Source organism: Fulvitalea axinellae (genome assembly GCF_036492835.1).
GTDB classification, from domain to species: domain Bacteria; phylum Bacteroidota; class Bacteroidia; order Cytophagales; family Cyclobacteriaceae; genus Fulvitalea; species Fulvitalea axinellae.
This window is the reverse complement of sequence record NZ_AP025314.1, coordinates 3,599,396-3,614,406: the sequence shown is the minus strand read 5'-3', so window position 1 is coordinate 3,614,406 and position 15,011 is coordinate 3,599,396. Positions and strand designations below refer to the sequence as shown.

The window sequence follows — 15,011 nt, the reverse complement described above, 5'->3', positions numbered from 1 at the left end:
TCGATTATGAAAAAACGTTTTGGTGTGGGGCTTTTTTTCGTTTGCCTTTTGCTGGTTACGGTAACGTCTTGTGACAAGTCGGTGGTGAGGAGCTCGGATTCGGGCTGGATCGGCGCAATCCTGGAGCAGGGGAAGCAACAGGCGAAAGGAGACGGGTTTAGCCCCTATTCTACAAAAATCTTGTCGAAAGGCGAGCGCCTTGACATTGAGGTCGGGATTGAGGGGGTGGACACCCTTTGGCTGATGGCTTTGGACGGAGGCAACGGAAGCGGTTGGGACCACGCGGTATGGGGCGAGCCCGTATTGGTGGATAAGGCCGGTAAGGAAACATCGCTGACGGACCTGAAAATCGAAAGCGAAGTGACGGGTTGGGGAAAGGTGTTGAGGAATGTCAACTTTGAAGGGAAGCCATTGAGCTTGGCGGGCGAACGCCTAAAAAACGGTTTGTTGGCGCATGCCCACAGCGAAGTGGCCTTTGCCACTGGCGGAAAATACGTAAAGCTGAAAGCCGTTGTGGGTGTGGATGATGGTTCCAAGCCCAATACAAAGGTGAGTTTTTTGGTGGGCGAAAGAGGCCTCAAAACCAATTGGAATGCCATGGCGAAGCGCTATCCGGAAGGAATGGGCGCACTGAGTATGGCTTTGGGATCCGGAAACGCCATGATGTGGCTGGCCGATCCCGACGCGAAGACATTGAAAGCGGCTTTGGCCAAGAGCTTGGCCAATTCGGGAACCGCGGGGGCGTGGTACAGGGAGCGTTGCGCTGAGTTGGCCGACGATAAGCTGAAACCCGCTTTGGAATTTTTGGGAACTGTTGACGGTTTCAAAAAGGCTTTGGCGATTCTTGACAATAACGACTTCGGAGCGTTGGAGCGAAGCGTTACGAACTTGAAAAGTGCGTACGGCGAGAGATATGCGGGAAGCGAAGACTTTTTGCGCAGGATTCAGGCGTCGAAGAACACTTTTTCGTCTTTGAAAAACGAACTGGCCAAAGGAGACCCCGGCGTTTTGGAGAAAGCTCTTAAAGCTAAAGCGGAATTCGCTTCTTTAGCCAAGGAGGCGATGGTGGCGCACCCTGTGTTGGCCGAAAACGCCTTGATGTTTGTCACCCGCATGCAGTATTTGCGTGACCACCATAACTCTGAAACACTTTTTCAGACGGATGAAATCAATACCGAAAAGTTCCGCGGAGGTTCGGCGATCAAGTCTATCCGTTTTGGCGAAGGCGGCAACGTGAAAACCCTGATCGCTTCCGAAACGGGCGTTGTGCGTGATCCGGACATTCATTACGACGGTCAGAAATTCCTGTTCTCGATGCGCCGTGACATTAAGGACGATTACCACGTATACGAAATGAACGTGGACGGTACGGGAATGAAGCAATTGACAAAGTCGCCGGGCGTTTCGGATATCGACCCATGTTACTTGCCGAATGACAAAATCGTATTCTCGTCTACCCGTGAGCCGAAATACTGTATGTGCAATGTCCATATCATGGCCAACTTGCACCGCATGGAAGCCGACGGAGCCAACATTACGCAACTTGGAAAGAGTACGCTGTTCGAAGGCCACTCGACGGTTTTGCCTGACGGAAGAATCCTTTACGACCGTTGGGAATATGTTGACCGTAACTTCGGTGATGCACAAGGACTCTGGACCGTTAACCCTGACGGAACAAACCATAAACTGTACTGGGGAAATAACACCAGCTCGCCGGGCGGTGTGATTGACGCCAAGCCGATTCCGAACTCGTCGTTGATGATGGCCATTCTCGGCTCTTGCCACGACAGGCCTTGGGGCGCGCTCGCTTTGATAGACCGCTCTAAAGGACTCGAAGGCAAAGAACCCGTTGTCCGCACTTGGCCGGCTTATGCCCGCGATCTGATCTCTACCGAAGGTTACGGTAAGTGGGATGTGTTTATGCAAGTTCGCCCTCGTTACGAAGACCCTTATCCGCTTGACGATAAGTATTTCCTCTGTACCCGAACCGTTACCAAAAATACCGAGCGTACGGGATTGTTCCTAATCGATATTTACGGGAATGAGACCCTGCTGTACGAAGAGGAAGGACTCGGGTGTTTTGACCCGACAGTGGTTATGGAGAGAAAGCGCGAGCGCGTTATTCCCGAAAACCGAAAATACGACAAGACTCCGGGCAAATTCTATGTGCAGAACGTATACGAAGGAACGCACATGGACGATGTGAAGCCCGGCGAGATCAAATACCTCCGCGTAGTGGAGTCTGTGGAAAAGAAAGCCTGGACCGGACCGGCTTGGAACGGCCAAGGCGTACACCGTCCGGCTATGAACTGGCACAACTTCGAGAACAAGCGAGTACTGGGTATAGTGGATGTGGAGGAAGACGGATCGGCCTACTTCGAGGTTCCGGCCGACAGGTTCGTTTACTTCCAGCTTCTGGACAAAGACAAGCGAATGGTGCAGACCATGCGTAGCGGAACCTCTCTGCAACCGGGCGAAACGCAAGGTTGCGTAGGTTGTCACGAAAACCGCCTTCAGGCTCCGTTGCCGATAGGTTCGGCCAAGCCGATGGCTATGCGTAAGCCGGCCAATCAGCTGAAACCTACTTGGGACAGGGAAAAACCGGAGTCGATGCACTTCCTGCGCGATATCCAGCCGATTTTCACCGCGAACTGCGTCAGTTGCCACGATTTCGGAAAAGACGCCGGAAAGGTGTTGAACCTAGCCGCCGACAAGAACATGTTCTTCAACGCCTCGTATATCGAGCTTCGCATGAAAAATTATGTGAAAGTAATAGGGGCGGGGCCAGCCGCTCTGCAGGGATCCTACGCTTGGGGAGCGAACAAAAGCCCGCTTGTGAAAACCATTGAGGGAGACCACTACGGCGTGAAGCTGACCAAAGAGGAAAAAGAGCGTATTTACGAATGGCTCGACGTTAACGCACCGTATTACCCAAGATTCGAAAGCGCTTATCCGGATAACCCCGTTGGCCGTTCGCCGCTTACGCACGCCCAAGTGAAGCGCCTGTCGAAACTTACCGGCGTAAACTTGATGTCTTTGGGAACGTTCCGCAGAAAAACGGGACCGCAGATCAGTTTCGAGCGTCCGGAAGTCAGTCCGTGTCTTGACGGTATCCGCGATAACAAAGCCAAGTACGCCGAAGCCGTAGCGATTATCAAAGCCGGTTACGAACAACTTCAGCGGGTGCCACGCGCCGACATGAAAGGCTTCCAGCCGAGCGAAGCCCATATGAAGCGCTTGGTGAAATATATGAAGTTCAGGGAAGCGGAAGAGAAAAGCCGCGAGGCCATCCGCTCAGGACAAAAAGTATTTGACGGAGACGGGGCGAAATAAGCTTTCCCAAAGTCAAAAGACAGTATAGCCGACCATTACGTGTCAATGTTGGAAATGGGAGCCGAGAGGCTCCTTTTCCTTTTTCTAAACTTCGGTTTTTTCGTTTTGTCCATTTTCGTTTATATATATAAGTCTATGATGTTTTTTGGCATATAAACAGGAAGATAGTCAGCGGTTGTTGTTCATTTTTTCATGTTTGTTTTCTAAAGCCTTATATTTGGATCTGTTTTGACTAAAGGGCCGCATGCCCGATTTTGAACATAAGCAGGCTGCCAAGCTTACTTTTTCAGTTATCAGAACCTTATTTATATGACTCTAGCTCTGTTTTACCTTCCTACTCCTGGACCAGGTTATGAACCCGTTTCGCCCATTTATTTCTTCTTGCCCTTTATTTTGGCTATCGTTTCCTTTCCCTTTATCTATTGGTATTGGCGATCCCAAAAGCCGAAAGTTCTGCCTATGCCTTCAAGGTGGAAAGGGATATTGAATAGAAATGTGAAGTTCTACGAAAAATTGAGCTCGGAAGAGAAGATGAAATTTGAGGTGAGGGTAATGAAATTTCTCGCCGAGACGGATATTGAAGGAAGAGGAACGGAAGTGGAGGATCTCGATAAGCTGTTGGTGGCGTCCAGCGCCATTATTCCCATGTTCGGGTTGCCGTATTGGAACTATCCCGATCTGGAGACCGTAATCCTTTTTCCTGCTTCTTTTTCGCAAAGGGTCGACCCTTCGGCGCCATCGCAACATATTGTCGGTTTGGTGGGGACCGGGCATATGGAAGGGGCGATGTTCCTGTCGCAAAAAGCCCTGCGGAAAAGTTACCTCGACAACGACGACTGTTTTAATGTGGGCATACACGAATTCGTCCACTTGATAGATATGGCCGACGGTACTATGGACGGTTTGCCTAAAATGCTTGTGCCCCACAAATTTGAAAGGAATTGGCTGAAGCTTGTCTATGAGGAGATTATGAAAATCCGGGATGATCAATCCGCGATCCGCGATTACGGCGGCGTAAGCAAAACGGAATTCTTGCCTGTAGTTACCGAGTACTTTTTCGAAAGGCCCGCCGATTTCCGTAAAATTCATCCTCAACTTTTCGGGGCGCTCACCAAAGTGTACAATCAAAATCCGATTCGCTAGCCGACTCGCCCACGTAGGATAGGGAGGCTTTTGGTAGCTTTGATTTTTACATTTCTTTCGTATATTGTTTTTATTAACGGGCTTTCGATGGTGTGTGAAATTTTTAGAGTGGAGGCTCGGTATGGGATATTGGAAACTTTTGAAAATGTTTGGCTATGGGACTCGATTCGGTTGAATTTCATTCAGCGATTGAAGAAAATTTTGGTGTCTCGATACCTGAAACGCAAGCCGGGGAAGGGAGAGCTTCCGGCGAAATTGCGGACTATATTTTCGGGAAAGTAAAAGCAAAACCTAATCGCAAATGCCTTCAGCAAATTGTCTTGTACAGATTGCGAAAAGCTTTTGTATCGATGGGGAATATGGAAGATGATGTAAAGCCTGACTCCATTATTGTCGATTTGCTCAAGGGCGATGATATCCAGCAAAGCTGGAAAAAGCTAAGCCATGAAGTTGGATTTGAACTTCCGTTGTTGGTAAAGGAAGACTATATGGAAGGAGGAACGCCCGCTTTCAGTTTTTTGGGAATAAAATTCGGTTGGTTCTATGGTGGCGATCCCGTAACCGCCCATACGGTGGAGGACTTGGTTGATTGGGTAGCCTCCTTGAACTGGTCGGAGTCGATAAAACTCGATAAAATCACCGACAAAAACGAGCTGGAACAGATTATATTGCTCTTGGCCGGTACCTCAGCGGACATCACCTAAACAACTATAAGGGTGCAAAGTAAACAGTAAAGTATAAAGAGACTGCTCGGTGAAGTCTAAAATTCACTCTCTCAAAGCATAGACTGATTTACTGGATGTACTTTTCTCGAATGTCTTTTAAAAGAGTACAGGGCTAGGGTAGGTTTGATCATAATCAAAGGGGGTAGTACCCGTTCTGATCGACCCTAAATTATTTGACATTGTACTCTTTACTCAGTACTCTTTACCCTTTACTGGTTAGACCAAAAACCACCTGACGATATGAATAAAAACTACTTTACCTATGTCTTTGTGGCCTTGCTGTCATTGGCCAGTGCGGCCAACGCGCAGGAGCGAAAGGACAACTCCATAAAAGCAAAGCCCGTCTTCAAAGACGGCCAAGCCCAAGTGGTGGAGGCCTTCAACGATCCGAAAACCTGGGTCCGCCACGACCTGTGGGTGGAGACCGAATTCGATACCGACGGCGACGGAAAGCTTGACCGTATGCACGTGGCCGTAACCCGGCCTTCGCAAACCGATACGCAGGGGCTTAAGTTGCCCGTGGTGTACGTTACCAGCCCGTACTTTGCGGGAGTGGCTACGGAAAAGGATATTTTTTGGGACGTTAAACACGAATTGGGAGCAACGCCGCCCAAGCGCAAGCACGCCGACGTAAAACGCACGGGCAAGCGGCCGATCATCTCCAACTCGCACCTTAAGACTTGGGTGCCCCGCGGATATATCGTGGTCCATTCCTCGTCTCCGGGTACGGGGCTCTCGCAGGGCTCGCCTACCGTGGGCGGCGATAACGAATCCTTGGCGCCCAAAGCCGTGGTCGATTGGCTATGCGGAAGGGGCAAGGGCTACACCGAGCCTTACGGTGGCGAACCGGTGAAAGCCTATTGGTCTACCGGCAGGGTGGGCATGACAGGCACTTCTTACAACGGTACGCTTCCTTTGGCCTGCGCCACTACCGGGGTGGAAGGGCTTGAGGCCATTATCCCTATAGCGCCCAACACTTCCTACTATCACTACTACCGCTCGAACGGCCTGGTGCGTAGCCCCGGCGGATATTTGGGCGAGGATATCGACGTGCTTTATGATTTTATCCATAGCGGACCGGAGGAAAAACGCGCTTACGCAGATTCGGTAGTACGCGACGACGAGATGGCCAAAGGCATGGACCGGATCACGGGCGACTATAACGACTTCTGGAAAGGACGCGACTATATCCACGATATGAAGCCGATGAAAGCGGCCCTCCTTATGTCGCACGGATTTAATGACTGGAATGTGATGCCCGAGCACAGCCTCCGGATTTACGAGGCGGCCAAAGCCAAAGGCTTGCCGGCGCAGATCTATTACCACCAGTACGGCCACGGCGGCCCTCCGCCGATGCGCATGATGAACAGGTGGTTTACCCGCTATTTGCACGGTGTGGAGAACGGTGTGGAAAATGATGCCAGGGCGTGGATAGTGCGCGAAGGAGCGAAAACATCCAAGCCCACCGCCTACACCGACTACCCGAACCCTGCGGCTACGAACGTAACGCTTTATCCCGGTACGGAAACGGGCGCCAGAGGACTGTTGAACCTCAAAAAATCGCCTGTAGCGTTGGAGACGCTGACCGACGACGTGTCGCATTCGGGCAGTGAGTTAGCCAGCGCCGAAAGTTCGGAGAACCGCCTGCTGTACGTAACACCGAAGCTGAAGAAAGACTTGCATATCTCGGGTACGGCCCGCGTAAGCCTGCGCATCTCATCCGACAAGCCCGCCGCCAATCTTTCCGTATGGCTAGTGTCATTGCCTTGGAAAAAAGGGCGCAGACTCAAGACCACCGACAATATCATAACCCGTGGTTGGGCCGACCCTCAAAACAGAAGATCAATCACGAAGAGCAAGCCGTTGAAGCCAGGCAAGTTTTACACCGTAAGCTTTGACTTGCAACCCGACGACCAAGTGATACCGGCCGGCCAACAAATCGGCTTGATGGTATTCTCCAGCGACAGGGACTTTACCCTCTGGCCGGAACCAGGTACCAAGCTGACGCTGGACCTCAGGAAAAGTTCGCTGAAACTTCCGGTAGTGGGTGGCGAACAGGCTTTGAGAAAGGCTATGGGACTCGACGCCGTTCAATAGTGTAAGCCTAATTCTCTGCAATGAGATATGAATACAACAAAACAGGGGATCGAAAATCGATCCCCTGTTTTTATATCATTTAACTGGAAGCAATACGTTTGCGTTAAATTATTCTTTTTTTAGGAGTCAGTGTTTCTTCTTCACAAATTCTATATATGAAGACTTTTTTGCGTTCCAAAAAACTAACTTCAGGCCTTTATTTTTCTTCCATAACCGTTATGTTTTTGGATGGAAGAAAAATTTGTAGCCGTATTTAGAAGATTTTTTGGTTACTTTTTGATCTCTCAACTAGCGAAGCGTTCTCATGAACTCCTTTGAACGAAATTGAAAGTGAATAAAAAGTGACACCGGGGCTGGCTAAGTGCAAAATGTCAGTGGTTTCGGGATACCATATTTTTAATGCTGATAATTATGCCGGTTAACAAACATATCCCCACTACCGACGTTCGTAACTTGGCACTTCGGCGAAGCCGTAACTGTTGTTTTTCAAAAGAACGGCCAAAGTTTCCAGCACTTTATCGAGCAAGTCCAGTTCCCGTTCGCCGATATTATTGAAGCTGGCCAATTCGATTACGCCGTAAGTGACGCCCAACAGTTGGATAGGAATAATTACCACCTCTTTAGGCTCCGCGTCACCGAGGCCGGAATTGATATGGTAAAAACCTTGGGGAATGTCCGTCATCCGGATCATTTCGCCCTCAAGCCAGACTTGGCCCGCTTGGCCGTCGCCTTTGGCCAGACGGGTGTCCAGATGGCGTTGTTTTTCCCAAGCGTAAGCGGCGGTAAGGCGCAACAGCGGTTCTTCGCCGGTTTCGTCCACCACGTACAGGAACCCTTGCGACGCGTCGATATACCTGATAACCTTCTGAAGGGCTTGGAAAGTCAGGTCTTCCAGGCTTTCGTGCTCCTTTTTCATCACCTCCGAAAAGTCCTGCACGCCTTCGCTGATCCATTCGTTACGTTTCCGGGTTTCGTCCGCCAAGTGGAGGTCTTTTTTCATTTGCACCAAAGATTTCCCCAGTATGTCATCCTCACTGCGGATCTTAAGGTCCTTTGAATAGTTGCCCTTTCCGATTTCGGCCGAGAACGAGGCTTTTTCGTCCACGCCTACGGCCAGTTCGCGTAACGCGCCGAACATCAGGTCTATTTCGTTGTCCGAGTTTCTGCGGTATTCGGGCACTTCCACTTTTTTGCCCTGGGCTACCATCCTGAGCCTTTCGGTGATCTTGGTCAGCGGTACGGTGAGCGATCGGATAGTGAAATAAACCAAAGCCGAAAGCACTAGCATAGCCAACAGGCCAAGTCCCGCAATCTGGAAAAATATCTCTTTCACCGGACCTTCGATCAGCTCGTAAGGAACCAGCTGGGTGTAATACCAACGCTCTGGCGCTTTGCCGACTTTCACGGGAATCATAAAAGCCATAAAGCGTTTGCCTTTGGAGTCTTCCAAGTCGTAGCGGTACATATCCTCCAACTCATTTCCCGACAGGTCTTTTACCGAGGCCCTAACATTCCTTTGTAACGTGTTGAACAGTAAAGTGTCGGAGAGATAAGTATTCGAGGCGCTGACATAGCGCTCGTCTTCGGGACGTTTGGGATTATCGAACTGATTGTATAGAAGGATGGAGTTGCAGGCTTCCGGCAACTCGCTGTCCCGGACCAGCTCGCGGAGACGCTCCATAGAGACGTCCGCTGTCATTACGCCTATAAACTCTCCGTTTACTTTTATCGGCGTCAGCAAATTGCAGTGCAAGGATTTTTCCTCGCCTTGGCCATAGACGATCCTGAACGGATCGCGCAACATTTCCCTGGGTTTCTTTTTGATATAGGCGTACTGCCCGTGATTCATCACCGCTTTCACCGTCGTGGATCGGCTATGGCGTAACCCGATGGATCCGTCCGGCTTTTTGTAATAGGTATAATAGAAGTTTCCGGCTACGGAACTGCCCCGTTTGCCCCTCCATTCGTCCTGAAGGCTGTCCAAGGCGTAAATCTCAAGCTTGGACCAAACGGCCAGCAATCCCTTGTCACTTGAGAGTTCGTTTTTCATAAACGTACTCAGGACTTCCCGGCGTTCGTTTACGGGAATTACCTCGAACATCTCCACATTGCGGGCCAGTTGCCTGACCGTTTCCATATAACCCTGCATCTGGTCTTCCACCTTCATGGCGAACAGATGGGTGGAAAACCCGCTTTCCCGGATTTGGTCTTCAAGGCTTTTGGTATAAAATCGATATGTCATCAACGCCACCGTAAGGCCCGTAAGCAAAAAAGTGGGTACGAGGATGAGTAAATTTAGCCGCTCTCTGATTTTCATGGGTTTATAAAAATTGTGAGGAAACAGTCCTCTTCCGCCACCCCAAAGCCGGCCAATTGCCGGCATCTACCCCTCTAGCTCGCTTGGGGCGGAAGACTACGCAAAATATAAACCCGAAAGCACTATTCATAGTTACAGATGAACGTATTTGAAAAAATGATTACTCATTAATGTGATAGAAATGAATATCTTAAATTGAAATAAGCTAATCAACCGTATGTTTTTATGCCTACAAGTCCAAAAGCGGATGATTAAGCCATTGGTTTTATCAAATAGAAAAACAGAATATAGTCAGTGGGGTCGGTGCGGGGAAACGCTTGTAAAGCAGGTTCTTGTTTTTTGTGTCAGAAACCGAATTCGTTGATTTTGTAACGTCCATTCTGAATTCGCTGAGCAGGGCCCCCGGGCGTTATCGCTTCATAGCATTTTGAGTAATCTTCGGCGTACAAGTTTTGGTATAATTGAAAATAGTATATTTATTATTTATGCCATATATTGGAGTGCGTTTGTGATTTATTGTGTCAATAAAATACCAGATTGATACCTTGTTTTTTGAAAATCGATTCCTGCTTTACCTCTTTCTAGGTAAACGCTTTTCCGTGGTGCCGTATGCCAGCAACCATTGGCTATAGCTTTTATGCCGAGCGGTTCGATACATATAAACTGGTGTTATATCTTTCTAAGATTCGTTAAACCTGATAAAAATGAATAGTACCCTAAGAAGCGTAATTATATTTATTTTGATGGCGATCGCCTCCTGTGGTCCGAAAAATGAAGGAAACGATTCCGGCCGCGGCCTTTCCGAGCGGGAGATGACGGAGGATTTCGAGGTGTTCGAGAAGATCTACAAAAGGGCGAACGCCGGACTTTACAAGTATCGCTCCGCTTCCGAGATCGATAGCGCATTTTTGTCGGCTAAACGAAAGATAGGGGGGACGACGTCGTACCGCGATTTTTACAATCTGATATGGGATGCGATAGACTTTACGGGCAGTTGCCATAACGGACTGACATATCCCGATTCTCTGGAAAGGCTGCTGAACGGGCAAAAGATATTTTTTCCGGTACCGCTTAAGCGTATTGAGGACAAGCTGTATACGAGTTCCGATTACCAAGGGATGCCCGCCGGGAGCGAGGTACTTTCCGTTAACGCTGTTCCGGCGGATGATTTCGCCGCCTCAATATCAAAATACACAAGTACGGACGGCTTCAATACCACGGGCAAATACGCCGGCATAGGATCGGACTGGCTTCCTTATTTTGTTTATCTGGCCTTCGGCGAGCAGGACGAGTTCAGGATTAAGTACATGGACAAAGGGACGGGCGGTATCGGGGAGAAGAGAGTCGAGCCCATTGCGTATTCTGGATTTTACAAGGTCTATAAAAAGCGGGTGTCAAAAAGTTTTGAGGAAAGGAACAAGGGCAGGTATTCGTACGCTTTTCTTGACAAGCTGAACGCCGGGCTCCTGAGGGTGAGTAGCTTCGGCATGGGAGGCCCCAGCAAGGAGGGGCATAAGAAGTATGCGGTCTTTTTGGATTCGGTATTTAACTCATTGAAAACCCGAAAGGTCGGGAAGCTGATAGTCGATATTCGTGGTAACGGAGGTGGTAACGACCCGAACGACCTGCTTCTGTACTCGTATCTCACGCGCAGAAAGTTCAGGGAGAATATCTCGGCGCACACCATTTTCCAGAAAGTACCCTTTCCCGAATATTACGCCTATGACGACAAGAAGGAACTGTTCGAGGAACTGAAGGAGGAACACAGCCTCGTCAATGGCGTACGCTATCATCAGAACAGCTCCTTCAACAAGTTTTGGGAACCGAAGGAGAACGCTTTCCGGGGCGAGGTGGTTATGCTGGTCGACCCTTTGGTGGCCTCGGCGGGGTCCCTGTTCGCGAGTCTGGTGAAGAGCGATGCCAGCGCTACGGTGATCGGTGAGGAAACCTTGGGTGGGTACTACGGGCATACGGGGCATATTCCGGTGGTCTATGAACTGCCCAATTCGAAGCTTCGTCTTAAGTTTTCGATCGTCGACATTGAGCAGGACGTCAGAAAGCTCGCCGACCAGAATATCGGCGCCGGCGTGGTGCCGGACATAAGGGTTGTACAGACTTACGAGGACTTTATGAACAATGAGGACACGCAGTTGAATTTCGCAATGGAGAGGCTGAAGGAGTTTTGAGGAGCCGGCCCTAGGAACAACTCTCTTTTGCGTCCCGATTCCTTACGTATCTAAGCTGTTGTACGGCTTTGCCGAGGCAAAAAATTTGCTCCCGCATAACCGATGATGGTAAAAGGCAAATACCGGCACCTGAACCTAATGGACCGCCACTGGATACAGCGATGCAGGGCCAAAGGCATGTCCATACGCCAAGTGGCGAAGTGGCTGGGCATAAACCCGTCGACGGTCTCCCGCGAATTGCGACGCAATGACTTTATGGGAGTGTACACCGCCGAAAACGCCCACAAGCTTTATCAGGCCAGGAAGTATTTGGCTACCACCAACGAAAGAAAAGGCTCGCCCGCGCGTGCCGTACTGCCTCCGATGGTAGGCCGAAAACGTTTCGGTCACGATCGTTTGCTGGTGGTATGGGCCTCCGACGATATTTGCGACCAATATTGGCGCTACGGCAGGTTACCGTACCGGGTATATTGCCGTATTAGGCGCAAAAGCCTCTACCACTGCGGTATAAAGCCTATTAACCCTACGCTAATGCGCCCCGCTTTGCGCCTCTATGTGGCCAAATACCACCCGAAGCTCTACCGCAAAGGCCTCTACGACGACAGCCCGAAGGTCAAAAAAGAACCCGAACAAAAGACCGAAGCAAGACCAAAACGTTCCAAAATACGACGGATATACCCCGAACTACGGGAGAGGTGCGCCTAAACCAAGAATTTATCACCCCCACCTTTATATGGCCCCGCCTTTTGGTGGGGCTTTTTTTAGTGCTTTCCTAAAACCGCCGATTTTTTAAGGGCTTTTGCCAGGCATATTGATTAGCCGTTCGATTTTTCGGGGTGGTTTTCCTTTGGGTTGGGGAATTATGGGGAGTGTTGCGATTCCTCACGAGTGGTCGTCGGAATTTTGCTTTCAGAATTTTACCGCTTGAAAATCGGGAGGAAAAAAATCAGAGGCTTTTTACTCTATTTCGCAAAGAATAGTACAGATAGGATTATGGCTAAAATATGGCTGATTCAATGGCCCCTGAATTTCTTATATGGGTATCGTTTCATAAGGGTTACCTTATCTTGGGGGAGTTGCCAAAAGAAAAAAATACTGGTTTCTTTTGTATCAATGCGAAAGTCTCGATTTAGAGAAAATACGTGCTCAGATGCCGACGAAACCAGAAGGTTAAATGTGACGATAAACACGTTAAACGAAAGGAATATACGCCGTAGGGTTTTATTAATCCTGAATTCTGGAAAACGTCTATGAATTAGCCAAAAGATAGAGAGCCAAAACAGGAAATAAACCGATAAGTCGAAAAGCAATTCGAGTATAAAAATTTGATAGGACATGGAGGTGTGCCACCCGTCGCACTTATACGGTAGGGGAAAGCCGTAAAGGAATGATTCGGGAGCGTCTTCGGGATATGCGAACCACCATTTCGTTACGAATAAGAACGATAAAAGGGTAGCAGGTATAACGGCGGGGATGATTAGTTTTTTCATGTGTTAGTTCTGATGGCATCTTTTGAAACAGCTTCAAGTTTAATTCTTTTTATGCGCTTCACGGTCATACTTCCACCAATCAGGCCCATGGCGTTTTTTGAGCTTATCTAAATAGAGAATTCTGTCTTTGATGTCATTGTAATCTTCCCGACTGCATATCCCTAAACGAACCATGTCTTGCGGGTCATGGCTTATTTTTTCCTTTTTCACATGAAGCTTATGGATAATACCGGGAACCTCTTTTTTAAATTTGAATAGGCAGAGGTGCTTATGTCCACCCTCAATTTTATTTATTGGGTGCAGACATTCATAAATGGATTGGCTGAGTATGCACTCCGTATATTCTACATTTTCGGGATTGTCTATATCAAAAATACAATCGAAATCTTTTGGTATCTGGAAGCTGGCATATGCGTGTATAGTGAATAAAGCTACCTCATTGTTTTGCCTGCCCCATTTCGTAAACCTAAAAAAAGCGTCATCTTTTTCGAGATTCTTTCGGCTATTGAAGTTTAAGCATTCACGCTTCACTTCCTCTATTAATTCATCCGAGAAAATTTGATAGATGTATAAATATCGATCGTATGGTTTACACTTATTTTCTCTTTTCATAATAAAAGGAAGTTTAGTGAAGTTGTCATATAATAATACGGAGGAATCTTGGGTAATTAAAACCCTAATGTTATTATAGCCGACTACCATTTGTTTGAGTTTACTTTTTAATAGAAACCCTATGTTGATTTGTAAAAATTGCGATACTGAAGCGAAGGAGAACGACTTGGTCTGCGGTACTTGTAACTATCCTGTCCGTGGCAATGAAAAAGAGCAGGCCAAATTCATAGCGAAACAGGTTACGGAGAAAGCCGACGTCGAGACGGCGTTCCAAAGATTGAAGCACGCCCGTAACGCGCTGTTCGTGTTGGGTGCGTATTTTGCCGTAGTGACGTGGTTTACCGGTTCCGATATTATTGGGATGACGATTGGGTACTTTATTGCGCTGGTCTTTGTGGTTTTTGGTGTGCTTACGCTAAAGATGCCAAAAATGGCGATGCTTGTTCCGCTTTGCCTTATTCTCGTAAAAGAGATTATACACTTGTTTGTGTCCCCGGAAACCTTCTTGGATGGAATCGGGTTGCGTTACGCTATCCCCGCGATTTTGGCTGTCGGTTTTTATTCGGTACGAAAAGCCGAACTCATTTTGTCTAACAATACCTATTTGGCCTCCCAATTGGGTTATAGTAAAGTCAGGTGATTCTCTAAAGGAGAGGTTATTACGAATACAGACTGTATACTCATAACAGATAGGCTCTGTTATGTGCGGTGTTATTCGTGATAACCTTTATGATATTCACCCAATAGAAATAGCCTGAGTACCGCAATATACTTTTTTGGCCTTTCGTGTTTTTTAATAAGGCTTCTGGTTGCCAGATATAAATTCTCTAATACGCCTATTTTTTTGTTCGGCCCGTATCTGATGACGGACTCTACCTTGTATACCGCAATTTTTTTGGATTCTGAAAACACCCTGCGGATACGGGAAGCGATTAGTGGTTGAGCTTTATTGATTACCTGTCTCCTGTTACGGGCCTGACCTTCGCTATATGAATTTTGACCATTCATGAATTGGGTGGCTGTTTCGGCTGTTTAAAATCTATTCATCTCTTTCGTTTTGTTTTTCAGTGTATTGGGGCGAGTTGTTGCGTCACAATTTATTCAGGGT

9 protein-coding genes are annotated in these 15,011 nt (G+C 48.2%); 7 read left to right on the top strand and 2 right to left on the bottom strand.

The window, feature by feature from the left end; genetic code table 11:
• Window positions 1-6 precede the first annotated feature (6 nt).
• From AABK39_RS13650 to AABK39_RS13635, 4 genes are all read left to right on the top strand, one after another.
• Complete coding sequence (locus AABK39_RS13650) at window positions 7-3,333, top strand: HzsA-related protein (protein ID WP_338391894.1); 3,327 nt, start codon at window positions 7-9, stop codon at window positions 3,331-3,333.
• A gap of 309 nt (window positions 3,334-3,642) precedes the next feature.
• On the top strand, window positions 3,643-4,476 hold the full coding sequence (locus AABK39_RS13645) for a M90 family metallopeptidase (RefSeq protein WP_338391893.1): 834 nt from the start codon (window positions 3,643-3,645) through the stop codon (window positions 4,474-4,476).
• 155 nt (window positions 4,477-4,631) lie between these two features.
• On the top strand, window positions 4,632-5,180 hold the full coding sequence (locus AABK39_RS13640; protein WP_338391892.1) for an acyl carrier protein: 549 nt from the start codon (window positions 4,632-4,634) through the stop codon (window positions 5,178-5,180).
• A gap of 261 nt (window positions 5,181-5,441) precedes the next feature.
• The gene (locus tag AABK39_RS13635; RefSeq protein WP_338391891.1) at window positions 5,442-7,298 is read left to right on the top strand and encodes a Xaa-Pro dipeptidyl-peptidase; all 1,857 of its coding nucleotides are present in this window, start codon (window positions 5,442-5,444) and stop codon (window positions 7,296-7,298) included.
• Between the two features lie 436 nt (window positions 7,299-7,734).
• On the opposite strand, the gene AABK39_RS13630 is transcribed toward AABK39_RS13635, so the two are convergent.
• Window positions 7,735-9,615: a GAF domain-containing protein gene (locus tag AABK39_RS13630; protein ID WP_338391890.1), complete on the bottom strand. Its 1,881-nt coding sequence runs from the start codon at window positions 9,613-9,615 to the stop codon at window positions 7,735-7,737.
• A 704-nt stretch (window positions 9,616-10,319) separates the two neighbouring features.
• Between AABK39_RS13630 and AABK39_RS13625 the strand changes: the two genes are divergently transcribed.
• Both AABK39_RS13625 and AABK39_RS13620 read left to right on the top strand, forming a co-directional pair.
• Entirely contained in the window at window positions 10,320-11,801 is a 1,482-nt protein-coding gene (locus AABK39_RS13625) for a S41 family peptidase (RefSeq protein WP_338391889.1), read from the top strand.
• A 102-nt stretch (window positions 11,802-11,903) separates the two neighbouring features.
• Entirely contained in the window at window positions 11,904-12,506 is a 603-nt protein-coding gene (locus AABK39_RS13620) for a helix-turn-helix domain-containing protein (protein WP_338391888.1), read from the top strand.
• A gap of 824 nt (window positions 12,507-13,330) precedes the next feature.
• Here AABK39_RS13620 and AABK39_RS13615 read toward each other — a convergent pair.
• Complete coding sequence (locus AABK39_RS13615) at window positions 13,331-13,903, bottom strand: hypothetical protein (protein ID WP_338391887.1); 573 nt, start codon at window positions 13,901-13,903, stop codon at window positions 13,331-13,333.
• Window positions 13,904-14,024: 121 nt separating this feature from the next.
• Here AABK39_RS13615 and AABK39_RS13610 point away from each other — a divergent pair, with 121 nt between their 5' ends.
• Entirely contained in the window at window positions 14,025-14,543 is a 519-nt protein-coding gene (locus tag AABK39_RS13610; RefSeq protein ID WP_338391886.1) for a hypothetical protein, read from the top strand.
• Window positions 14,544-15,011: the final 468 nt, after the last annotated feature.

What these genes read in the sequence shown, in the direction of transcription:
- AABK39_RS13650 (WP_338391894.1), top strand. Translation starts at nt 7, where the DNA reads ATGAAAAAACGTTTTGGTGTGGGGCTTTTTTTCGTTTGCCTTTTGCTG.
- AABK39_RS13645 (WP_338391893.1), top strand. Translation starts at nt 3,643, where the DNA reads ATGACTCTAGCTCTGTTTTACCTTCCTACTCCTGGACCAGGTTATGAA.
- AABK39_RS13630 (WP_338391890.1), bottom strand. Translation starts at nt 9,615, where the DNA reads ATGAAAATCAGAGAGCGGCTAAATTTACTCATCCTCGTACCCACTTTT.
- AABK39_RS13620 (WP_338391888.1), top strand. Translation starts at nt 11,904, where the DNA reads ATGATGGTAAAAGGCAAATACCGGCACCTGAACCTAATGGACCGCCAC.
- AABK39_RS13615 (WP_338391887.1), bottom strand. Translation starts at nt 13,903, where the DNA reads ATGAAAAGAGAAAATAAGTGTAAACCATACGATCGATATTTATACATC.
- AABK39_RS13640 (WP_338391892.1), top strand. Translation starts at nt 4,632, where the DNA reads ATGGGACTCGATTCGGTTGAATTTCATTCAGCGATTGAAGAAAATTTT.
- AABK39_RS13610 (WP_338391886.1), top strand. Translation starts at nt 14,025, where the DNA reads ATGTTGATTTGTAAAAATTGCGATACTGAAGCGAAGGAGAACGACTTG.
- AABK39_RS13635 (WP_338391891.1), top strand. Translation starts at nt 5,442, where the DNA reads ATGAATAAAAACTACTTTACCTATGTCTTTGTGGCCTTGCTGTCATTG.
- AABK39_RS13625 (WP_338391889.1), top strand. Translation starts at nt 10,320, where the DNA reads ATGAATAGTACCCTAAGAAGCGTAATTATATTTATTTTGATGGCGATC.